At 44.2% G+C, this 23,774-nt stretch carries 19 protein-coding genes; 5 read left to right on the top strand and 14 right to left on the bottom strand.

What is annotated here, in order from left to right; all coding sequences use genetic code 11:
- Positions 1 to 441: 441 nt before the first annotated feature.
- The 6 genes from G588_RS0113810 to G588_RS21705 all read right to left on the bottom strand — a co-directional run bounded on the left by G588_RS0113810 (position 442) and on the right by G588_RS21705 (position 7,305).
- Entirely contained in the window at positions 442 to 1,656 is a 1,215-nt protein-coding gene (locus G588_RS0113810) for a DUF362 domain-containing protein (RefSeq protein ID WP_022779327.1), read from the bottom strand.
- Between the two features lie 3 nt (positions 1,657 to 1,659).
- Positions 1,660 to 2,574, bottom strand: a complete 915-nt coding sequence (locus G588_RS0113805) for a diacylglycerol/lipid kinase family protein (RefSeq protein ID WP_035788576.1) — start codon at positions 2,572 to 2,574, stop codon at positions 1,660 to 1,662.
- Between the two features lie 11 nt (positions 2,575 to 2,585).
- Positions 2,586 to 3,074: a dihydrofolate reductase gene (locus tag G588_RS0113800; RefSeq protein ID WP_022779325.1), complete on the bottom strand. Its 489-nt coding sequence runs from the start codon at positions 3,072 to 3,074 to the stop codon at positions 2,586 to 2,588.
- A 198-nt stretch (positions 3,075 to 3,272) separates the two neighbouring features.
- Positions 3,273 to 4,124 (bottom strand): thymidylate synthase, encoded by an 852-nt coding sequence (gene thyA / locus G588_RS0113795; RefSeq protein WP_022779324.1) that lies wholly within the window; start codon positions 4,122 to 4,124, stop codon positions 3,273 to 3,275.
- A gap of 57 nt (positions 4,125 to 4,181) precedes the next feature.
- On the bottom strand, positions 4,182 to 5,786 hold the full coding sequence (locus G588_RS0113790) for an MBL fold metallo-hydrolase RNA specificity domain-containing protein (RefSeq protein ID WP_022779323.1): 1,605 nt from the start codon (positions 5,784 to 5,786) through the stop codon (positions 4,182 to 4,184).
- Positions 5,787 to 5,892: 106 nt separating this feature from the next.
- Positions 5,893 to 7,305, bottom strand: a complete 1,413-nt coding sequence (locus tag G588_RS21705; RefSeq protein WP_022779322.1) for a hypothetical protein — start codon at positions 7,303 to 7,305, stop codon at positions 5,893 to 5,895.
- 255 nt (positions 7,306 to 7,560) lie between these two features.
- On the opposite strand from G588_RS21705, the gene G588_RS0113780 reads away from it, so the two are divergent.
- Together G588_RS0113780 and G588_RS0113775 are read left to right on the top strand one after the other, a co-directional pair.
- Positions 7,561 to 8,724, top strand: coding sequence for a DUF3048 domain-containing protein (locus G588_RS0113780; RefSeq protein ID WP_022779321.1), 1,164 nt, complete (start codon positions 7,561 to 7,563; stop codon positions 8,722 to 8,724).
- Positions 8,725 to 8,835: 111 nt separating this feature from the next.
- Entirely contained in the window at positions 8,836 to 9,693 is an 858-nt protein-coding gene (locus G588_RS0113775) for a TraX family protein (RefSeq protein ID WP_022779320.1), read from the top strand.
- On the opposite strand, the gene G588_RS0113770 is transcribed toward G588_RS0113775, so the two are convergent.
- The 3 genes from G588_RS0113770 to trkA form a co-directional block, all read right to left on the bottom strand.
- Entirely contained in the window at positions 9,690 to 10,277 is a 588-nt protein-coding gene (locus G588_RS0113770) for a hypothetical protein (RefSeq protein ID WP_022779319.1), read from the bottom strand. The two genes, G588_RS0113775 and G588_RS0113770, sit on opposite strands and share 4 nt — an antisense overlap.
- Positions 10,278 to 10,449: 172 nt before the next feature.
- Positions 10,450 to 11,895: a TrkH family potassium uptake protein gene (locus tag G588_RS0113765; RefSeq protein ID WP_022779318.1), complete on the bottom strand. Its 1,446-nt coding sequence runs from the start codon at positions 11,893 to 11,895 to the stop codon at positions 10,450 to 10,452.
- Positions 11,896 to 13,260, bottom strand: coding sequence for a Trk system potassium transporter TrkA (trkA, locus tag G588_RS0113760; RefSeq protein WP_022779317.1), 1,365 nt, complete (start codon positions 13,258 to 13,260; stop codon positions 11,896 to 11,898).
- A 506-nt stretch (positions 13,261 to 13,766) separates the two neighbouring features.
- On the opposite strand from trkA, the gene bilS reads away from it, so the two are divergent.
- Positions 13,767 to 14,309: a flavodoxin family protein BilS gene (bilS, locus tag G588_RS0113750; RefSeq protein WP_022779315.1), complete on the top strand. Its 543-nt coding sequence runs from the start codon at positions 13,767 to 13,769 to the stop codon at positions 14,307 to 14,309.
- Between the two features lie 54 nt (positions 14,310 to 14,363).
- Here the strand turns inward: bilS and G588_RS20345 are convergent, their stop codons facing one another.
- A complete protein-coding gene (locus tag G588_RS20345) occupies positions 14,364 to 17,150 on the bottom strand; it encodes a pectate lyase family protein (RefSeq protein ID WP_022779314.1) in 2,787 nt (928 codons plus the stop codon).
- A 271-nt stretch (positions 17,151 to 17,421) separates the two neighbouring features.
- On the opposite strand from G588_RS20345, the gene G588_RS0113740 reads away from it, so the two are divergent.
- Both G588_RS0113740 and G588_RS21700 read left to right on the top strand, forming a co-directional pair.
- On the top strand, positions 17,422 to 18,384 hold the full coding sequence (locus G588_RS0113740; protein WP_022779313.1) for a glycosyltransferase family 2 protein: 963 nt from the start codon (positions 17,422 to 17,424) through the stop codon (positions 18,382 to 18,384).
- 13 nt (positions 18,385 to 18,397) lie between these two features.
- Positions 18,398 to 19,366 (top strand): glycosyltransferase family 2 protein, encoded by a 969-nt coding sequence (locus G588_RS21700; protein ID WP_022779312.1) that lies wholly within the window; start codon positions 18,398 to 18,400, stop codon positions 19,364 to 19,366.
- Here the strand turns inward: G588_RS21700 and G588_RS0113730 are convergent.
- The 4 genes from G588_RS0113730 to G588_RS0113715 form a co-directional block, all read right to left on the bottom strand.
- Positions 19,331 to 20,371 carry an acyltransferase family protein gene (locus tag G588_RS0113730; protein WP_022779311.1) on the bottom strand — a complete coding sequence of 347 codons (1,041 nt, stop codon included), beginning with the start codon at positions 20,369 to 20,371 and terminating at the stop codon, positions 19,331 to 19,333. The genes G588_RS21700 and G588_RS0113730 overlap by 36 nt on opposite strands.
- Before the next feature lie 37 nt (positions 20,372 to 20,408).
- Complete coding sequence (locus G588_RS0113725) at positions 20,409 to 21,029, bottom strand: hypothetical protein (RefSeq protein WP_022779310.1); 621 nt, start codon at positions 21,027 to 21,029, stop codon at positions 20,409 to 20,411.
- A gap of 87 nt (positions 21,030 to 21,116) precedes the next feature.
- Positions 21,117 to 23,000 carry a threonine--tRNA ligase gene (locus G588_RS0113720; RefSeq protein WP_022779309.1) on the bottom strand — a complete coding sequence of 628 codons (1,884 nt, stop codon included), beginning with the start codon at positions 22,998 to 23,000 and terminating at the stop codon, positions 21,117 to 21,119.
- An 87-nt stretch (positions 23,001 to 23,087) separates the two neighbouring features.
- The gene (locus G588_RS0113715; RefSeq protein WP_022779308.1) at positions 23,088 to 23,594 is read right to left on the bottom strand and encodes an SEC-C metal-binding domain-containing protein; all 507 of its coding nucleotides are present in this window, start codon (positions 23,592 to 23,594) and stop codon (positions 23,088 to 23,090) included.
- Positions 23,595 to 23,774: the final 180 nt, after the last annotated feature.

The following is a 23,774-nucleotide window of genomic DNA, read 5'->3' as shown; positions in this document are numbered from 1 at the left end:
CCCGTTATCTCAATATACTCATGTCCGTCTTTATGAATCTTCTTCTCGTATATAACCATCTATATCTAAAACATCTTTCTCTTAATTACCTTGGCTTGCCACCAGCTCCTGATTGCCGCCCTCAAAAGTCCGCTAAATAACCTTGGCTTGCCATATTACAGCTCATTACACTTAGCCTGCCACCAGCTCCTGATTGCCGCCCTCAAAAGTCCGCTAAATTACCTTGGCTTGCCATATTACAGCTCATTGCCCGGCGAGCCTTGCTTGTATAGATAAATAAACCGATTTTGGTGCTACGAAGAAGAGACCATTGTATCGCAAGTGCCTTATGCACGCCGCGATACAGCGCTTATGGGCTCTTCGCAGTGTCCAGCGCCATGAGGTTTATTTGTCTATACAAGCAAGGCTCGCCGGGCAATGAGCGTCCTCATGTCAATGTATTTAGCTCTTCTGCAATCCTTTGATGAATTTGCCAATGGGATTTTCCTGCACTTTCATTGCTCCCACCAGGCAGTACTCCTGGCAGCAAAAGCACTTGATACATTTGCTCCTGTCAATCGACGGAATCGTGATCTCCTTCTCCGTCCCATTAACCTTCTTGGTATAAGGCACCATCGTAATAGCCTTGGCCGGACAGGTCTCATAACACTTCTTGCAGCTGATACACTCCGCCGCCTTGACCTGAGGCCTTGCATTAAACACTGTCTTCACCGCCCAGGCCGCAATCTTCCAGCCTATGCCCTCACCCTCAAAGGTAATACTCTGATGGCTGGTGGCCCTGTGAAAATCAGGTATCTTCACATCACTTAGGGAAACCCTTCCCACTATATCAACCTCAGCTACAGTCTTCGGTCCCAAACCTCTCTCATAGGCAGCTCCCAAAATAGCACAGTCAGACAGCCCCATTCCTATAATATCAGCGCAGGCCATATCAAGAGCATAGGGTCTCTTGGATGCAAGAAGCGCACCTACATGCCTCTTATCTCCCATGGTCGGTCCGTTTCCTTCCATTCCGTCTACGGCATCCACCACATACAGCACCGGCTTAAAATACTCATTGAGATCCACCATCATATTGGCAAAGGCTCTCTCCTCCGGAAATCTCATATGATACTCCGGCTTGGTGGTACCGGGCACCGTTCCGAACATATTCTTGACCGCACAGCTAAATCCCATCATTGCATGGGTCTTGAGCTTGCAGAAATCTATGATGGCATCCACTTTGTCCAGCCACCCCGTGTAGATAAAGGTCTTGATGGACTCTGCCTCGGGAAATACCGCATTACTTATGGAAAAATCGTCATTTAGCCTGACCTTGCGTTCCCCCGACAGCTCTTTTACCATGTCTGTGAGGCCGCATACTCTGTAAACTCTGTCAAGAACAGCCTGATTGTACAGCTCCCCGGGGCTGTCTCCTATTACCACCTCTGCCCCAAGGTCTGTCAAAAGAATACTCAGCTCCCTCAAAAGAGCCGGATGAGTAGTCCCTGCCTTCCCCGGTTCCAACGCCGTAATAAGATTGGCCTTAATTCCAACCTTCATCCCCGGCTTAACAAATTCAAGCCCGCCGATATTGTCCAGAACTTCCTTAAGGGCGGGCCTTACATCCTCTATACTGTAGCTGTCGCACTTAGCGACGGATACGGGATCAAACATTGATTATCCTTTCTTGCCTGTCATAATGGTTATGGCCTTGTCTATTACTTCTATCTCAGTGGTTCTTGCGTCTCCGCCGTACTCTCCGTCTATGGTCCAGCTGGTGTTCTCATCGGAATAAAAAGTAACTTTGTTAACCTGTCTGAAGGTGATGAAATTACTGTTAACATCTCCCACCGCCAGAGCTGTCAGTATCAGATTTATCTCTCCGATATTCTTGGGTGCGCGAATAAGGATCAGCTCCATCTTGCCGTCATCCTGCTGAACATCTGCATTCTCAAGAAGCTTCATTCCGCCAACGGAGGCTGAATTGCACACAGCCCCGAAGATATAGTCCCCTTCCTCTGTAAGATCATCGGTCTCTATCTTCATATGACAGTTATAACCAATATTCTGAGGGAGCTCCGCAATGGCACTGATTACGTAGGCTGCGTAGCCCAGAACGTTCTTCAGCTCCTGATCCGTAGCATAACTTACCTTGGAAAAAGCTCCGAAGGCAGCTACATAGTTAAAATAGTGATCGTTCATTTTTCCCACATCATAGGAAAAAGGCTCGCCCTCAACCGCAATCTCGGCGGCAGCCAGGTGACCGGACGGAATCCCAAGCCCTCTGGCAAAATCATTGGTACTTCCTGCGGGAATATAGGCCAGAAGCGGTCTCTTTTCCATGTTCATCATGGCATTCATAACGTGGTTCAAAGTTCCGTCGCCGCCACTGCACACAATAAGCTCGGCCTCCGTGTCATATTCGGCCACAAGTTTCTCAGAAGTTAATTCGGTTCCCGGAATAATCGGATAAACAATAGGCTCATAGCCCTTTGCCCCGAGCTTTTCCACAAGCTGCATGACTTCATTGCCGGCCTTGCCCATTCCGGCCTTTCTATTAATCAGAACTAACGCTTTCTTCCTGTCAGCCATAATACCCACCGTTACTTTCTCTTATAGGTTCTGTAAGTATAGGTTATGTCAAAATATACCTGCTCATCGCTCTCATCCACCATTTCCCAGTTCGGGTCTTCGTCCAGATTGGGGAAATAGGAATCTGCCTGATATTCCTTATCGATAAAGGTCACGATGGCAGTGTCGCACTCATCAATAAACTCATTGTAGACACTGGAGCCTCCGATGATAAATACCTCATCGCTATTAAGGCCTCCAACCATATCAAGAAGCTCTTCCTTGTTGTGGGCTACCCTGGCATTTTTAACCGCATAGTCCTCTCTGGTTGATAAAATAATATTGTCTCTTCCGGGAAGAACCACCTGCTGGGGAAAAGTCTCAAGGGTCTTTCTTCCATATACTATTGTGTTCCCCATGGTAATGTTTCTGAAATTCTTCTGATCGGCGGGAATGCTGACAAGGAGCTTGCCCTTGTTGCCGATGGCCCAGTTACTGTCTACTGCTACGATTGCTTTCATAAACTCCTCCGTTTGACTTGTTGTATGATACCCACTACTTTATGAACGATATACGGCTTGCTCCGCTTACGCTCTCGCAATCCTACGCACATTCGGAATCCGCATTACCACGCTACTTCCTCATGTACGTTCGGCCATTTCATAATCACAGCGCTTCGTGCAAGCACAAGCACCGCGATTACTCATGCCCTATATCGTTCAGATCGCAATTGGAATATCCTTGATCTGCTCCCCGGCTACTTCGTAGCCCTCGAGGGATACATCGTTTCTTGTAAATTCATAGAAATCCTTGACGTCAGGATTTAAGTGGAACTTAGGTGCAGGAAGAGGCTTTCTCTCAATAAGCTCCTTGATGAGCGGTACATGTCTGTCATAGATATGTGCATCTGCGATAACGTGCACCAGCTCTCCCACATTCATGTCACAGACCTGAGCCAGCATATGAACAAGAACTGCGTACTGGACAACATTCCAGTTGTTGGCTGCAAGAACATCCTGGGATCTCTGATTAAGGACAGCGTTAAGAGTAAGCCTGTCCTCTCCCTTCTTCTGAGTTACGTTATAGGTAACGCTGTAAGCGCAGGGGTACAGATTCATCTCATGAAGATCTGAGAACACGTAGGTGTTGGTCATAATCCTTCTGCTGAAGGGGTTGTTCTTAAGGTCGTAGATAACCCTGTCGATCTGGTCAAACTCACCCTCTTTGTAGATACTCTTTTGCCCAATCTGATAGCCGTAGGCCTTGCCGATGGAACCGGTCTCGTCGGCCCACTCATCCCAGATGTGGCTGTTAAGGTCGTGAATATTGTTGCTCTTTTTCTGATAGATCCAGAGAATCTCATCCGTCGCACTCTTAAGGGCAGTCTTTCTAAGGGTCATTATGGGAAATTCCTTGGACAGATCGTACCTGTTCACCACGCCGAATTTCTTGATCGTGTAGGCTGATGTTCCGTCAGGCCAGTGAGGACGTACCTTCTCCCCCTCCGTTGATGTACCGTTCTCTAAGATATCTCTGCACATATCAATAAAAATCTCATCTGCTCTTGACATACTCTTCTCCCCTCTTTTTTCATCCTATTTACATCGCAGATAAACACATGGCTCCACTTATCTGCTCCATTTGTCACATAGTGAATTGATCTGATCCGCAAATTTGGCCTTGTCCTTGTTGGATATACCTTCCGATCTGGCAATAATACCCATAAGGCGCGCACCTGCAGCCTTAAGACGGGCATATACATCCGAAACAAGCGTGTACTCCTTCTTCTTGATAGGAATCGGAATACCTTCTTTGGTTATCATTCCGGATATGATGTCGAACTCAGTTCCGGAATAAGGTGCATAGGTATCATAGCCGTATTCCTCTTCAAGGCACTTGGCAAAAGACATACATACACTGTCTTCACCATGCACGATAAATACGCGCTTGGGTCTCTTGACATCAAAGCCCTTAAGCCACTTGATAAGTCCGTTCTTATCAGCATGACCGGACAATCCCTCGAGCTTGCACACCTCTGCCTTCACGTCAATGGTCTCGCCAAAGAGTCTCACCTGTGTAGCTCCGTCGATGATGGCCCTACCCGTTGTTCCAACGGACTGATATCCCACGAACAAAATAGTACACTCAGGTCTCCACAAATTGTGCTTAAGGTGATGTCTTATTCTTCCCGCATCGCACATTCCGGAGGCAGAGATAATTACCTTGGGCTCCGGATCTTCATTTATCGCCCTGGATTCTTCCATAGTAATAGCAAGATTAATTCCCGGGAAAGTTATTGGATTGATCCTCTTTCTGATCAGTTCAAGAGCTTCCTCATCGTAGCACTCAAACTGGTTGTTCTCAAATATCTCGGTTGCTTCAACGGCAAGGGGACTGTCCACAAATACCGGGAAATTAGGATAAGACTTAACCAGCCCATCCTTCTTGATCTTCCTTATAAAATAGAGCATCTCCTGGGTTCTTCCCACCGCGAAGGATGGAATGACCACATTACCGCCTCTTGCAAAGGTTCTGTCGAGAATCTCCGCCAGCTCAGCCACATAATCGGGCTTCTCCTCGGCATGAAGTCTGTCACCGTAGGTTGACTCCATTACAACATAATCTGCTTCTGAGGTGTACTGGGGATCCTTGATAAGAGGCTGGTCGGTATTACCTATATCACCGGAAAAGACTATCTTCTTGGTCACATTTTTTTCCGTGAGCCACACTTCTATGCTGGCACTGCCAAGCAGATGTCCGATGTCTGTGAACCTTATCTTAACACCTTCACAGACCTCTATCTCCTTGCCGTAGGGGCAGGGAACAAAACACTTGATGGTCTTGTCAGCATCCTCCATAGTATAGGAAGGCTCCATTTTGTTAATATCTTTGCTTCTCTTGGCCTTCCTGTTTCTCCACTCTGCTTCCTGCATCTGAATGTGTGCACAGTCACGCAGCATGATGTTGCACAGCTCCGCAGTGGCATCGGTGGAATAGATCTTGCCGCGAAAGCCCTTGGCATACAAAAGCGGCAGATTACCGGAATGATCCACATGTGCATGGGTCAGAAGTACATAGTCGATCTCCGGAGCGGATACGGGAAGGGGAACATTCTCAAAATAGTCCCTGCCCTGCTCCATACCGTAGTCCACCAGGATATTTTTACCCGCGCATTCGATGAAATGACAGCTTCCTGTCACCTCATGATCTGCGCCTACAAATGTCAATTTCATAGAATTATTTACTCCCGTAGCGCTTCTTATAATGTTTTAGTATACCACAAAAAGCGGTCTACTTAGGCAAAAAACATAAGTAAACCGCTTAGTAAAAATCTCGTTATTACAGTTCAACATCCGGGAATATCTCGGGCCCCAGGAAACGAGGATCAAAATAACGACCGGGATCCGGCATTGGTACAGGTCTTACTCCGGGTCTGAAAGGTTCCGGCATGGGAATAGGATCTACTCCGGGAATAGTCGGTGTCGGCATAGGAATAGGGTCCAATCCGGGAATAGGATCTATTACAGGCATAGGTACAGGACCGCCTGATCCACCTGGATAAATAGGCTCAAATCCGGGTGAAGGCATAGGGATAGGATTCACTCCTGGTGTGGGCATAGGGATAGGATTCACTCCGGGTGTGGGCATAGGAATAGGCTCTACTCCGGGTGTGGGCATAGGAATAGGCTCTACTCCGGGGATAAGAGGTTCCGGCATAGGAATAGGCTGTATTCCGGGGAATCTCTCAATCGGAATACCTGTTTCCGGATCAACCGGCATGATATGATCGATCGGAATGGCCGCATCAATTGGCATATCCGGATTAGGCATATAAGGTAAAGGCTCAACTGTTATAGCTGGGTTGCCGATGTTAATATATCCCATTTCGGCCCTCACTTCTTCTGCGCTACCTGAGCCACTTGCGCTACCGGATCCGCTTGCGCTACCTGAGCCGCTTCCGCCGTAGCCGCCTGCTTCTCCGCCGCCATAGCCACCTGCGCTTCCGCCGCCATAGCCGCCTGCGTTTCCACCGCCATAGCCGCCTGAGCTACCTGGATTGCCTGCTGATGCGCCACCGCCAGCCTGTGCACCGGCTGAGCCGCTGTTGCCGCCTGAGCCGCTTCCGCCGTAGCCGCCTGCACTACCGGGGTTTCCACCGCCTGCGTTTCCACCGCCGTAACTGCCTGAGCCACCTGATCTTCCTCCGGCTCCGCCTGTGCCTGCGCCGCTATTGCCGCCGGGTACTCCATCGCTGGGATCGCCCGCACTTCTTCCTTCATAATCGCCACCGGCTCTGCCTGACTCTTCACCGTAACCGCCGTAGCCGCCTGCTTCTCCGGCACCTGAGTCTCCGGGTCTTCCACCGGGCATACCCCAGTCACCAGTGCCAAAATCTCTGCCGGGATTCCACGATTCTCCGGGATTCCAGTTATGATTACCGTCATACTGTGGATTATATATTCCCCTCTGGGATTTGAACTGCTCGATTACTTCCTGTTCGGTTGTAATATAGTATTCAACAATCTGTTTCAATACTTCACTGAATTGCTCCAGCTTGGAATGATGCTTCACAATATCCTCAAGGATTGCTTCCAGCGTCCTACGCACGATCTCGTAAGCAGGTCCTGCCAAAAAAGGAACATTTAAAATCTCCTGAAGAATATCAGCCTGTGACTGAACTGTTGCAGCAGCATCAGCCAGTGTCTGAACCTGCTGTTTAACTGAATCAGGTTTGATACTAAACTCACTCATACTTTTTCCGTTTACCTTTCGTTGTTTAGATCTGTCTATACTTACTCCCACGCTTCAAAACAGATCCTCTTTTCTTATGGGCAACATCCTAACACATAATCATCTTATAATGTTGATTTTCTGACGAATGACACTTGAAATCGGACGAATGACACTTTTGGGGTTCCAAAAACCATTATTCATAATTTTTATGGCATTATCATCCCAACTCTGTTAGAATGGTAATAATGATTTATTTTAAAGGAGATTATGAAAATGTATATTAGAAAATATGCAAAGAAAGCTATTGCTATCGCAATGTGTTCCATTACATTATTATCTGTTGCAGCTTGCGGTTCCGAGGGCGAAAATGCCGGAGAGGATACCGGTGCGGTAGGTGTATCTTTTGAGCAGATTGAGTCACAGAATACAACAGAGGCTACTGCTGAGGCGACCACTGAGGAGCCCGCTGCCGAAGAGGCAGAGGCCTATGTACTTCCCGAGGGAATGTACTTCTCAGAGCTTACAGGCGAGCCTATCAGCGAGGAGCTCAAGGACCAGCGTCCCATCGCAGCAATGGTTGATAATGAGATTACAGCTCTTCCTCACTACGGAACATCAGAGGCAGACGTTGTATATGAGCTTATGAACAGCACCAAGAACGACCGCATCACAAGACTTATGTGTGTTGTTAAGGACTGGGGCAGCATCGAGCAGCTCGGAAGTATCAGATCAACACGTCCCACCAACATCCTTCTTGCTTCAGAGTGGAACGCGATCCTTTGCCATGACGGTGGCCCTTATCACAACGATGCATACTTTGCCAACCCTTGGGCCAAGGATCACATCTCAGGTTACTTCTCAAGAGTTAACAACGGCAAGGCAAGAGAGTTTACAGAGTATATCTTAAAGGGTGATATGGAATCCTGCATCGACAGATTCGGTATCTCCGCTACTTATACAGAATATGCCAACGAAGGCAGCCACTTTAACTTCGTTCCTTACGGTACAGAGGTCAAGCTCGATGAGAAGTACTCAAGATATTATCAGGCTTACAAGGCAATACTTCCTTTCTCTCACAACGGCTCACAGCTTGTATACAACACTGAGACAGGCTTATATGAATATTATGAGTACGGCGAGCGTCACGAGGATGCCGAGGACGGCGCACCTCTTGCTTTCAAGAATGTAATCCTTCAGAAGTGTTCTTTCAACCAGCTTGATGAGAACGGATATCTTATTTACAACTGCATCGATTCAGGCAAAAATGCATGGTATCTCACTGGCGGTATTGCCAAGGATATCACCTGGGTTAAGAGCAGCGAGACAGGCGTTACCAAGTACTACGACGAGAACGGTGAGGAGCTTGCCATCAACACAGGTAAGACTTACATCTCACTTATCCCCGAAGACTCTTGGGAAAACATCATCTTTGAATAATGCATTACCATCTAAAATAGTTTAAAATAGGTCATGACAGTTATCATTTCTGTCATGGCCTTTTCTTTTGGCCTTATCTACCAAAATAATCCGTAAAGGAAGATCGTTACCATGCCTATTTCCATTCCAAAGAAACTAAACGGCAATCTCCTGAAACTGATAGCATGCTTTACAATGCTGATAGACCACGCAACCGCAGGCATTATGCTGCCAATGATAAGGGACGGCCTGTACGCGGGTGGTCTTACAAATCACGAGCTTAATCTCATCTACAAGATTCTTAGGGGAATCGGCAGAACCGCTTTTCCCATCTTCTGTTTCCTTATTGTGGAAGGCTTTTTTCACACCAAGAGCAGGCTTAAATACGCCTTGAACCTTCTGCTGTTTGGAATAATATCGGAGCCTTTTTTTGACCTGACTCTCTACGCCAAGGCAGACAAATACGATTTCAACATAATTAAAGTCCTTACAGCCAACTCTGATATACTTATTTCGCACCAGAACGTCTATTTTACCCTTCTTATAGGATTACTTGTAATATGGGGCATCGAAACGATACAGACCCGATTCGGCCGTATACTGCCCTTATCTGATCCCATGGACATGAACCTTGCAACGGTTGACGGCAACATCAATTTCATAAGCCTTATTCTCTCAGGAGCGCTTGCCGCTGGATGCGCATATCTGGCGCAGCGTTTACACACCGACTACCGCTGGTGGGGAGTTACGCTGATTGTCATTTTTTACCTTCTTAGGGATTTCGGTGTTCTCTCACTACTTGGGGGCTATCTGTTTATAAGCAATCTGGGCACGGAATATCTTTCATTTCCGGCCTTTATACTGCTGCTTTTCTACAACAAAAAACGAGGTAAAAGACTTGGCAGACTCAAATACTGCTTCTACTTCTTTTACCCCGTTCATCTTCTTGTTATACATCTGATACGTTGTCTGTTATTCGGTTTAGCTTAGCTCTCTCTGTGTCTTGCCATTGCCTCCTGGGCGCCGGAAATATCGGTCGTTGACAATGTGTAGTTCTGAAGGAGCTGAGTCTCGAAGGATACGCACTTGTTGCTGTCAGCTGTGGTCACAGCCACCTCTCTGTATCCCTTCTCCTTGTTGCCGGTAAGAATATATACCGGCTGGCCTTCCTCCACGTCCATCTTGACCTGGACTGTTGCCTTGTCGTTCAAAATAGCATTTCTGCTGAATGTAAGCTCATATGTTCCGGGATAAAATGCATCCTGGGACTTAGTCACTGTGCCACTGATCGGTAAGGTACCGCTCTCATCATAGATCGTAACTCTCTGAGTAAGCCTTCCCCTTTCATTCAAAATGCCTTCCTCATTGAGTGTCTGTTCGCCTCCGGCTATAGGATCGTCATCTGTAGAAACAACAAAACTTGCCAGGGAGTTTCCATTCTCCTCCGGAACGTCCTGAGCTGCACCGACTCCTCCCTCCATGTATCCGAACTTGAAGAGGGCTGCCGTAAAGCAGGTACACATCAGGATCACAGCGACAAAGAGCGATATCTTGTACACTCTTGTCTTTGTCATAATATCAAACCCACCTAAACTGTATTTTGAAGTAAAAATGCAAGTCTTTCACAAAACTGAAACAAGTTTATCACAATTTGGACACAATTTTCAATGGGTTTTTTAAAAAAAGTTTATAAAATTTTATAAATGTTTATACTTTTTTTATAATTGTATGCAATGGAATTATTTTTTATTTTCTCCAAGTCTTAGGCTTAATTACGATTAAAATAGGTAACAGCTCAAGTCTTCCTGCCAGCATATCAAACATTAGGACAAGCTTGGAAAGGTAGGAGAACTCTGAATAATTTCCCATTGGACCAACCATACCAAGACCGGGTCCTATGTTGTTCAAGGTTGCGGCAACCGAAGTTACCGTAGTCTGAAAATCAAAGTTATCAAGTGCCACAACAAGGGTTGATACTATGAATGTAATAACGTAGATGCCAAGGTATGCGGAAACCGACTTGACCGTGGTGCCCTCAACAGTATGTCCGTCCATATATACTCTCTTGATGGCCTTGGGATGAACTATAAAGTTCAGCTCATTTCTGGCATTTCTGATCACGATAAGAGCTCTTGAGAACTTGAAACCACCGCCGGTGGAGCCTGCGCAGGCACCGACCAGAGACAGGATGCACAGTATCATCTTGGAAAAAGTCGGCCACTTATCAAAATCCAGGGTTCCAAAACCTGTCGTGGTCATAACCGATGTCACCGCAAACAGCGCATGATGGAAAGATAATCCTGCATTTTGCAGAACTCCCGCTCTGTATATATTTATAGCTATGAGAAGAGCCGCTACAAACATTGTGCCAAAGTAGTACTTGACCTCATCGATTGAAAAGGCTTCCTTGGGCTTTCTGTTAAGAAGGAAATAGTACACGGTAAAATTGACACCGCACATAGCCATAAACACAATTATTATGGCCTGGCTGACAATCGGATATCCACCTATTCCGGAATTGGTAACGGCAAATCCTCCGGTTCCAACCGTTGAAAAAGTAATTGTTATCGCATCATATAAAGGAAGTCCCGAGATGAATAAGCAGGTGATCTCAAGGATGGTAATGCCAAAGTAAATCAGATAGAGAATCTTGGCTGTGTCCTTAACCTTGGGAACAATCTTACCAACAACCGGTCCCGGGCTCTCCGCCCTCATAAGGTGCATGCTGTAGCCGTCTGCCATGGGCACTACGGCAAGAAGGAATACCAGAACTCCCATACCTCCTACCCAGTGAGTGAAGGTTCTCCAGAACTGAACGCTCCTCTCCATTCCGTCCACAGAAGTAAGAATACTTCCTCCCGTCGTGGTAAAGCCTGATACCGTCTCAAACATGGCATCTATGAAATTGGGAATAACCCCTGTCATTACGAACGGAACAGCTCCAAGCACACTTATTCCGATCCAGGCAACGGCTGTAATGGCAAAACCTTCTTTAGCATAAATAACGGTATTGGAAGGCTTTTTTACAGATCCCACATATCCTATTACCAGACAACTCAGAATAAGGACAAAAAAGGCCTTGGCACTGTCATACTCACCGTAAATAAGGGCAACCGCAAAGGGCAGCGCCAATAGCAGTCCCAAAGTTCGCAGCAGTCTGAATAGTACGTATCTTATCATTGAGTAATTCATTTATCGGTTCTCCAGTATATCATTTATGTCTTTAAGGCCCGTAAGCATTGTTACTACGATTACGGAATCTCCGGCTCTTATGATGCTCTCACCACTGGGGGATATGATCTCGCCGTAGTGGCTGATGCAGGCAATAAGAATGCCTTTTCTAAGTGACAGCTGACTTAAGGGAACACCTATAACAGGGCTTCCCGCCTTAACTATAAATTCAAGAGCTTCGACTCTTCCGTCATTTAGCTTGTAGAGAGTCTCGATATTGCTGTCCGCTGAAGCTGACATTCCTCTTACGAACTGGACAATTCTGTCAGCGGTGATGTTCTTGGGATAGATAATACTGCCGATTCCAAGAGAGCCTATAATGTCGCCGTAATTAACCCTGTGAACCTTGGTAATAAGCTTAGCCTTGGGGTTGATGCTCTTAACATACATTGAGAGCATGATGTTCTCCTCATCAAGGTTTGTGAGGGAAACAAAGGACTCGACACTGGTCACGCCTTCTTCCAGGAGCATATCCTTGTCTGTTCCGTCTCCGTTGATGATAAGGGCCTGTGGAAGGAGTTCTGACAGCTCTTTGCACCTTGTCGCGTCCTTATCGAAAATAGTAACCTTGATACCGAAGTTAAGCAGCTGCTTGGCAAGGTAGTAGGCTGTCTCTCCGCCTCCGATGATGATTGTGGAATGAACCTTGGCGGTGGGAAGTCCCAGCTTCTTGAAAAATCCCAGTGTATTCTTACTTGAACCCAGGATAGTGATCTCGTCCTGATCCCTTAATATAAAGTTACCATCGGGGATATAGACCTCGTTACCTCTTGAAACTGCCGCAACAATGACCTGTTTTTTGAGATCTGCGGGAAAATCCTTAAGCGCCAGATCGCAGAGCCTTGACTTGGCATCAATGATAACTTTGACAAGCTCCGCCCTTCCTCTTGCAAAGGTCTCAATCTTGGTGGCGGAAGGGAATTTCAGAAGGCGCTCTGCTTCAGACGCAGCAGCCTCTTCCGGGTTGATTACCATGGAAAGACCAAGCTCCTCCTTGATGAAGTTGATCTCTTTCTTATATATGGGATTGCGAACTCTGGCAATAGTGTGGCAGTTACCGGCTTTCTTGGCAATAAGACAGCAAAGAAGATTGAGCTCATCGGAATCGGTAACGGCTATCATAAGATCAGCTTTCTCGATGCCTGCATCATTCATAATGGAATAGCTGGCGCCGTTGCCAACGATGCCCATTACGTCATAACTGTTAACCACATTCTGAACAACACTGCTCTTTTCCTCAATTACAGTGATGTTATGGCCTTCCTTGCTAAGCTGCTGTGTAAGAGCCTGCCCCACATTTCCGCAGCCCACAATAATAATATGCATACATTCCTCCGGGATACCTGTAAAAAGTATCGAAAAATTATTTGTCTGACAGGCGATTTCTCTGCCTGTAAATCCACATTACATTATATTTACATTGCAATATTTTATCAACCTTCACGGTTTTTTAATTATAGTTTATTGCAACTTCATTGCATTTTATGCCCATGAAATCTACAATTATCATGTCGGTAGATGGCAACATCCCGATTCTGCCTATAGGAGATGGCTATGAGACAGTTTTTTATCAGGTTATTCCAAGGGCGCTACGGTTCCTACGGTACCGATATGCTGACGAGATTTTTACTTTTTGGAGCTTTTTTATGTTTCCTTTTGTCTGTCATTGCCGCGCCGCTTAGTTTTTTTTATTATATTGCGATAGTACTGCTCATCTACTGTTACTTCCGACTTTTTTCCAAAAATATCACAAGACGTTATAAGGAAAACGAACGGTATCTGAGTATAAGAAGAAAGATCACGGGACTCTTCAAAAAACGCTGAGGACACATATGCTGAAATACCTTGTAATATATGCCAGTCAGACCGGAAATACGCAGATGCTGGCAGAAGAAATCTATAATTCCCTGCCTGTATCCTCCAAGGAAAAAAAGCTGGTGGATGTCCGCTCCTGGCACGGAGAGACCGATGCTGAGACCTACATTGTGGGGTTCTGGGCCAACCGCGGATCCTGCTCTCTCGAGATCATAGACCTTCTGTCCTCCCTGTACTGCAGAAATGTGGCTCTGTTTGGGACCTGCGGAATGGGAGCCGGCAGCCGCTACTATGAGTCCCTGGAGCAAAACGCCAGAGTATGGCTCCCTGACAGTAACCGATTCCTTGGTTCCTTCTTCTGTCAGGGTAAAATGCCAATTGAGATAAGGCAAAAATATGAATCCTACAAGGGAAAATGTGATGACGCCCGAATAGACCAATTTCTCGGATATTTCGATGAGGCCGCATCACATCCCGACAGACAGGATTTTATGCATGCCCATATGTTTGTAGAAAAGGTAGTGGAAAAAGCTAAAGAGAATTCTCTTGAATATGCATGAGCCGCAGCTGTGAAGATCACAGCCACGGCTCATTATCTTTTGCATTATTATATCTTAGTTCTGAAGTACTCCGTTCTCATCAAATTCATAGGTCCAGCCCCAGATTTTGATCTTACCGGTAGCCATAGTTCCGTCTGCCTTGAAGAAGTACTTATTGCCATCGATTTCCTGCCAGTTGGACTTAACCATTCTTCCTGATACATCAAAGAAGTAGGTCTTACCATCAATAGTGGTCTTGCCTGTTGCAAGAAGTCCGTCTTCCTTGGCATAGAAAGTTGCAGAATACTTGTTAAAGAAGCCTGTAACCATTGCTCCTGTGCCGTCAAAATATCTAATGCCCTCAGGGAAGTATTCAAATGAAGCTACTGCCAGGTTGTTGCTCTCTCTGAAGAAATAGTACTTGCCGTCAATATTTACCAGCCCCTTTGCATAGGTTCCGTCTGCGTAAACATAGTATCTTGCACCCCATTTGGTCTTCCACTGGCCTGAAACAGGTTCAGGTGTAGGAACTACCTCTTCTGAAGATGCCTCAGATGAAGCTTCTGATCCGGACTCTGAGGAAGCTTCTGATGCTGCCTCTGAGGATGCCTCACCTGCTGCCTCGGAAGAAGCTTCTGAGGATGCCTCAGAGCTGCCCTCACCGGGCTTGTCCTCATCATCTCCTGTGTTGCCGTTTGCTGAAGCTGTCTCAAATACCATATAGAAGAGATTCTCGACATCCTTCTTGGTAAGCTCATGTGCTCCCTTGGTGATATCAAGTACCATTACACTACTTGTATCCTTGAAGTCCTTGCCGTCAAGCTTGATTGAAGAATCCTTGTCACCAAATACAAGTGTAAGTTTTCCTTCTGCAGGAGCTGTGAACTTAATTTGGGTCTTGGACTCAATCTTAAGGCACTGTGTGAGGTTCTTGCCATCATATTTAACACTTCCCTTATTGGTTGCAAGGCTTCCTGTTATAGTAAAGAAATCATCCTTAAGACCTGTTGCTGTAAAGTTGTGAACATATTTGCCTGTTGTATCGGAAGGTACTTCTATCACTACTTCTGAAGAAGCCTCACTGGAAGCGTCACTTCCGCTGTCGCTGGTTGATGCATCTCCTGAAGAATCGCTGGAACCACCGGAAGATGCTTCACTTCCTGAGTCATCGCTCTTTACGCCCTTGCCGCCTACAGAAATGAGATTTGTCTTGTAGGAGTTAAGTTTAGCCTTGAGAGCCTTGTTTACACCGTAGTCTGCATCGTCAACGGAATCATTGAACTCCCACTTGAAGTCGCCGCCGTTTTCTCTTCCGGCTAATTTCTCAACCTTCTCTTTTGCTGCCTGAGGTGAATCAGCCTTGTATGAGTACATGATGTTGGATGTATCGAAGTTGTTATAGCTTGAACCGCCCTTGTATGCCTTAACTTCTGCAGGTACCTTGGCAGTCGCACTTGTTACTTCATATGCATCGAACTCAGTCTTATTCTGCTGATAAGTAACATAGCTCTTGGCACCTGTAATGTAGTTGTTATAGCTCTTGATGATACCGCCATCCTCGCTTGAGAAGGTTCCCATATTCTTCTCATCTCTCTTAAGAGTCGCCCAGTCAGCGATGACATCGGAACCCTGCATGGAGATAAGCATAGGATATTTGCAGTTTCTGAAGTAGTTACCCTCAACAAATGCAGATGCACCCATGGTTACGCCTGCACCATACTTGGCATTGCCGTCATAGAAGTTATTGTAAATATGAACAGAGCAGGTTCTGATACGAGGATGTCTTGAATCTGAGTGATCATACCAGTTGTGGTGGTAAGTGATGTAGTTAGTAGTAGACTCGCTCTTCATTCCCTGAAGATTGCTCTTACCTGTATCATAGAAATGATTGTAGGAATGTGTTACAAAAGTAGACTTCTTGGTATCAAGTGCGCCGTCGCCCTTAGCCTGGTCAGCATCACCACCTGCAAGTCCATAGAAAAGATCACAGTTATGAACCCAAACGTGATCATTGCTCTGCTGAAGTCCAATATCATCACCCTCATCGCTGTTACAGTTCATAAATCCGAGGTTTCTGACTTCAACATTTGAAGCATTCTTAATTCTAAGTCCCCAGCCATCAGCTGTGGCATCCTCTCCTACGCCCTCGAAGGTAATACCGCAGGAAAGTCTCTTACTGTCGCCGCTTCCGCTGATGCAGATATCGCCACCTTCCGAAGTAGCGAAATCAGTGATCTGTCCAACAAATCTCACATCAAGAGGACGTGAGTCATAGCCCTTTTTATAATTATTCAGAATGTTCTGAAGTCCATTGGCATTGGTTGTAGCTCCCTTGGCGTTTGTAACAACATCAAGAGATACACTGTCCTTGGTCTCCTCTGTGATATAGAGAACAACTGCATTGCTTTTAAGTGTTCCATCGTTATTATAAGCTCCGCTGCTGGTGCCATTCACAAAGCCAAAGCCGCTGCGGTCATGGCTGCTAACCTGAACCTGTGATGATTTAGCTCCTGTCTGAGCCTTGCCATTTTCTACAGGCACAACGGTAAATGTATAATTTCCTGCCTTAAGTCCGAGAGCATCGGCTCTGTAATACTTGCCGCCCTTGCCATCGGAGTATAATCTTATAAGCTCATCGTCAAGCTGAACGTCTCCGGATCCTCCGTTAACGTAGACATTATAGCCATCGGCGTTGCCTACTGCCCACTCTACGTAAGCTGACTCCATCCATCCACCGCATTCGGTGATAACAGTCTGAGCCTTGGCAGCACTAACCTCTACAGAAGGTGCTGCAAAAAATGTTGTGGTAGCCATAAATCCGGCCATCACTAAACCCATTCCGATATTAAATTTCTTCCCCAACTTTTTTCCTCCCTTTGATGTTAAAAATTTTAAGATAATGCTTATCCGGTTCTGATAAATTAATTCAGAATTGTAAGCATATACTATAATAAAAGTTTCAGCGGGGAATTACAACGAATAAATGAAAGCGTTTACAGAGAAAATACTGAAGTAAATTTGGTGATTTTTGACAATTTAGTTTTGGAAGTGGTTACAACAAAATCAAATTGCGCCACATCAAGGCTTATGTTAATATTTTGAGGGAAATGAATACATAGTTTTAGAGGGAATTATGGAAGATAATCTTATTTCGGTGATCATACCGGTCTATAACAGAGAAAAATATCTTGATAGATGCATTTGTAGTGTACTTGCTCAAAAAGAGGTTAACACCGAGATCATTCTAATTGACGACGGAAGCACCGATCAATCTCCTGAGATCTGTGATAAATACGCAAAAGAACATTCAAATATAAAAGTAATTCACAATACTAACCATGGTGCATCATATTCTCGAAACTGTGGTTTGGATGTAGCCAAGGGCAATTATATTTTTTTTGTTGATAGTGATGATATCATTACAGAAGATGCCTTAATCAGTCTTCAGACTGCTCTTGTAGAAAATGATGCCGACTATTGCATTGGAAACTTTGACCAATATTTGGAAGACGGAACATGCATCTTAGAAAACAATATACCTCCCGATTTTTCAAACATGATAATCGACGAAAAACGTGCTTGGGATATTATGGTGGATGTCAATAGCTTTCTGATCATAGTCCTTTGGGGAAAGCTTTTCAAAAGAGAAATATGGAACAATCTCCGCCTACCTGACATGCCAATTTCGGAAGATGATAATATCTTATCCGATATACTTGAAAAAACAAATCGAATCTATATATTAGACAAAATCATATATCATCAGACTATGTCCGGCGAGAGCCTCATCAGAAGTGCTTCTGCCGGTAAAAAACTGTACTCCACCAACACGATCATTAAATCTATCAAATACCTGATTTCAAAATCGTATTACAGAGTTGCTTTATTTAGATTTGGTGATGGCACAAGAAGACTCTTGGATAATAAAAGATTTCTTTCAATAGAAACAGAAAAGCATGAATTCCATCGCCAATACAAAGAGTACTGTACTCTATCAAAACAGCTTGAATCCCATACCGGCATGAAAAACCGTGTTAGATTTATGCTTTTTAGGTTCAGTATTCCTTTATATAATGCCGCAAGAAGAGTATTTTAGTTAAGGGTATAAAATGCAAAACAAACTAATATCTATTATCATACCTATTTACAACAGAGAAAAATATATACATAAATGCATTGAAAGTGTGTTGAATCAAGAAAACGTTGAGACAGAAATTATTCTGGTCGATGACGGAAGCTCTGATAGCTCACTGGAAATATGCAATCAGTATGCCCGTAACTATAATAATATTGTGGTCCTTCACCACGACAATCACGGAGTATCCTACTCCAGAAACCGCGCTCTAGATTGCTGCAAAGGCGATTATATCTATTTTCTGGACAGTGATGACTCAATTGCTCCAGGCGCACTCTATAAAATGATGACTGCTCTTGAAGAAACAACAGCAGGTTACTGTGTAGGGCCTATTTCTGTTTATTCTGATGACGGTAAACTTGCTTCAATAAATGTCCTGCCAGAAAGCTATCAGAACAAAGAAGCAGACATCAAAACCTTTTTAGGGCTACTCCGTGTAGTTCATCAAAATATCGTAGTTACCGTAACCGGAAAACTTTTCAGAAAAAACATATGGAAAGATCTACGCTTTCCTGAACTCAAAAGCTCTGAAGATGATTATCTTCTAACAACAATTCTGTCACGGGCAAATACTGTTTATATATTAAAAGATGTTGTTTATGAACAAACTTTATCATCTTGTAGCATTATTAGATCAAATCCATCAGAAAACCTTTTACTTGGCAGTCAAACCAGATTAGACTCGTTGCCATATTTAATTGAAAACGGTTACTACGACGCCGCCCTATATAGGTTTGGCGATGGTACAAGACGACTTATTTGGGCAAATAGACAGCTCAAAAACAAAGCCGGCAAGTCTGAGAACAAGAAACAATATAAAGGCTTCTGCAAAGCATCAAAAGCTCTTGCCAAGCATGTAAGTCCTAAAGAGCAAATACGCCTAATGCTTTTCAGAACAAATCTATCCTTATACGGATTTATTCAAGACAAGGCTGCTAAATAATCTTTCAGCCTTCTTAAATACAATAGACAAAACGATAGTAATAACAAAACACACAACAAAATACACATACTTATTCTCAACTACATTTTTCAAAAGCATCATAGGTATTCTTTGCAATATATATATTTCAAAAACATATTTTCCAAGCCATGACAATATGGGATTACCTATAGCAAACATCATTGTCACTCCGACAATAGTCAAAGCAAAAGTAATATTCTTAATTTCCACAAATACCAGATTCACAAATGGTACCTGTAACTTCTTCTGCGCCAGATGTGCAAAAACACATATAAAAAACATGAGCATAGTAGCTACAGCAGGATATACTTTGCGCTTTCGCAGAAGGGAATTAAGCTTGTCAAAGTATAAAGCATATAACATACCTACCGGAAAACAGAAAATTGTATCATAACAATATCTTGGCTTACCGCCAATTTTCATCAGTATAATATTGACAAAGCATCCAAGACATACAGAAAGAATAAGCATAAGGTATTTCTCTTTGCATAGTTTACCCGCAATAAAAGTAATAATATAAAGACATAGCACCGCAAAAATATACCAGTTACTATTGCCTATTGATTCCCAACCGGTAAAAGCCAACAAAGTATCAGCAAAACCATACTTTTTACCAAGAATAGCATTTGCCACCACAAAAAGTACTATTGCACAATCAAACTGTAACAAAATTCTTACAAACCTTTTTGGAATAGTATTAACATAATTCTTTTTATTTATCATGGAATACATCATTCCATAACCTGAATATAATAAAAATGTAGTGACTATCACTTGCCCAAGTTCATTATCCAAAGCATGAAATATCTGATCATACTTCCCATATTCGATATACTGTCCAAAATGCCTAAGGAAAACAAGTAGCACAAATATGCCGTTTATCGCAGAAGTCTGCTTTATACCCATGTAATCTTCCGTTTTTCTTTCTCTTGGGCACATTTTCCAAATTGACACAGCTAATACGAACAGCAAAACAAAATTCATAACAATTCTCCGATAATAAAGAGCTTCTTTCTACTGGTTACTTAATAGAAAGTGTTCCCGCACTCTCTTCGAACGCATCCTCACAATCATCATCTTCAGCTCTCTGATAAGTCACAGTGAACATTCGGTACTTTGAGATCAGCATGTACACCGTCTGGTGAATCACCTCTTCATCAGCGGGCTGATAACTAGAAACTATCTTAAATCCGGGATAACCGTCTACTTTTATCTTTTCAAAAGATTCCACTTCAAAACCAACCTTCTGCTGATATTCATTATCATAGGCTGCGGACATGGTCTCCTGGTATATCTCCTTGGTAAGATTAAGAGATTCGTCAATGATCTCCATCTCGCCGGAAGCAATAACCGCTGCCTTTTCTCTGTTGGTCAGAATCTTGTCTTTTTCATTGTCATAATAACTGAATTTTATGGAAGAAGATTCCATGGGATAATTCTTATTGATAAATAGTCCCTTTTCAGAACCGGGAACAAATTCTCCGGGCACGATAAAACTGCAGGATGTGGCCGTTTTAAGTTCAGTCTCCGCATTGGCTCTGATTACTCCCTGGTAACTTAAAGATGAAAAAAAAGCCAGAATCACCACTGCCAAAGCCACTACGAAAAATCTGATCTTACCCAACTTACTGATCTTACTCATACTTCCTCCGGGACCTACAAATAGTTAGAAATAATTACTTAGAAATAGGCACAGTACCAAAGGCACTGTGCCTACACTGTTTGAAAATTATGCCTCGTAGCTGTCTATAAGCTCTAAGCTATGCTCCTCGTTCATCTTCTTGCACATTGCAACAAGACCTTCAAGAGGAACGTTCTGGATCTGCTTGTTGGAACCGCGAACATTGATAGAAACAGTTCCCTCTGCAGCTTCCTTATCACCGATAACAAGGATATAAGGATCCTTGTAGTTCTTGTACTTCTTGATCTTCTCCTTCATGTTGTTGTCAGAGTAATCTGCCTCAACACGAACGCCGGCATCCATAAGAGCCTTCTCAACCTTCTTGGCATACTCGTTGTGCTCAACACGGATAGGAACGATACCTACCTGATAAGGGCTGAGCCAGAAGGGGAATACGCCCTTGAAGTTCTCGATGATGATACCGATAAATCTCTCAAGTGATCCGTAGATAGCTCTGTGAATAACTACAGGCATCTGCATTGAACCATCCTGAGCCTGGTATGTAAGGCCGAAGTTATGAGGAAGCTGGAAGTCAAGCTGTACTGTTCCGCACTGCCACTCTCTTCCAAGAGCATCCTTGATCTGAAGGTCAATCTTGGGACCGTAGAAAGCTCCGTCGCCTTCGTTGATCTCATATCCGCCCTCGCCGTACTTCTCATCAAGAATCTCCTTGAGAGCAGCCTCGGCTCTGTTCCAAACCTCAATATCACCCATGAAGTCCTCAGGTCTTGTTGAGAACTCAGCTCTGTAGGTTACACCAAAGGTTGAATAGATCTCATCAGCGATTGCGATTACATCGGCAATCTCTTCCTTGATCTGTGACTCCATTACGAAGGTATGGTCATCATCCTGTCTGAACTCCTGAACACGGAAAAGACCATTCATCTGTCCTGACTTCTCCTTACGATGAAGTACATCGTACTCACTGTAACGGATAGGAAGTTCCTTATAAGAGTGATTGGTTCTCTTATAGGTCATCATAGCGTTAGGACAGTTCATAGGCTTAGCAGCCATTGTATCGTCAAGCTCACGGTTGTAGATAACGGAGCCTGCCTGGATCTTAACGTTTGTAGGAACCTCTGTGGCATCATTGATATTCTCAAGGACGCCGGGGATCTCAGCATCAGCCTTAACCCAGCCTGAAATGCCGGGAACCATGAACATGTTGTTTACATAGTGTGCCCAGTGGCCACTGATAAGCCAGAGCTTCTTGTTGTTAACAAGAGGAGCTGCGATCTCTGTATAGCCGTGTCTCTCCTGTACCTCTCTTGAGTACTTAAGAAGAGCCTGGTACATCTTCCAGCCTCTTGGAAGCCAGTAAGGCATTCCGGGAGCTGTCTCGTCAAACATGAACAGGTCCAGAGCAGCACCAATCTTCTTGTGGTCTCTCTCCAATGCTTCCTGGATCATCTTGATGTGCTGCTTGAGCTCATCCTTGCTGGGGAAAGCATAGAGATAAATTCTTGAAAGCTGATCTCTCTTCTCATCACCTCTCCAATAAGCTCCGGAAATGCTTCTTACCTGGTAAGATACATTCATAAGCTCCTGAGAGTTCTCAACGTGAGGTCCTCTGCAGAGATCAACATAATCATCACCTGTGTAGTAAACAGTGATAGTCTCATTCTCGGGAAGATCATTGATAAGTTCTGTCTTGAACTTCTGATCCTTGAACATTTCAAGTGCTTCCGACTTTGAAACCTCTTTACGTGTCCAATCCTCTCTTCTCTTGATGATCTCGCGCATCTTGTCTTCAATGGTCTTGAAATCATCCTGAGTTACTGCCTTAGGAAGTACGAAATCGTAGTAGCATCCATCATCGATCTGTGGTCCGATGGCATATTGTACTTCCTTACCGTACAGCTCGATCACCGCCTTTGCGAGGATATGCGCCATTGAATGACGATAAACCTCTAAAAATTCTTCTTTTGTCATTTCTTATCCTTTCTTTGCAATACCTACCGGGTAGAGCAATATAAAAATATATTTCTATAAGCCGTTATTGGCCTATATTCAAATTAATTATGCGTTTTTGCCGTGGCACTTCTTGTACTTCTTGCCGCTTCCGCAAGGGCAGGGATCGTTGGGATATACCTTGTTCTCTTTTCTTACGGTGTGAGAAGCCTTCTCCTCTTTGTAGAGAGCCTTTCTCTTGTCCTCATCAAAGATGTCGTTCCACTCCTCAAGGTTATAGAGCCAATCAGCACCTGCGTTGACCATGTTCTTGTAAAGAAGTTCCTTGTCAAAGCCAAGGTTAACCTCTGTATCCTCTGTCATATCGTCGATAGGATTGGGCTCCTTCAAGCTGTCGTTGATACCGTCAAGGAAACCTGTCATTGTCATGATATCAAGACCAAACTTGTCAGCAAGCTCCTTAACTGTTCCCTTAACTACCTCGTCAGGGTTCTTGAGAAGCTCTGCGTATACGTCCTTCTCCTTCTGAAAATAATCTGTCCATAATCTCTGAAGATCGCCCTTGTTAGCGGTCTCAGAATAAGCTTTGTCACGCCACTCTTTTAATAATGCCATAACTTATTACTCCATTTCTTTGAATTCAAAATTATATCTCCAATAAACAATTTCCGTTTATGAGAATATCATTCAATATTTTAATATATTTGCCCCTGTATGTAAACAATCGACATTTCTTTAAATAATAAATATATCCGCACTAATGAATACCTATATCCTATATTTGCAAATATGTTT

Source organism: Butyrivibrio sp. AE3009 (genome assembly GCF_000420845.1).
In the GTDB taxonomy this organism is placed as follows: Bacteria; Bacillota; Clostridia; order Lachnospirales; family Lachnospiraceae; genus Butyrivibrio.
This window is presented reverse-complemented; position numbering and strand designations above follow the sequence as displayed.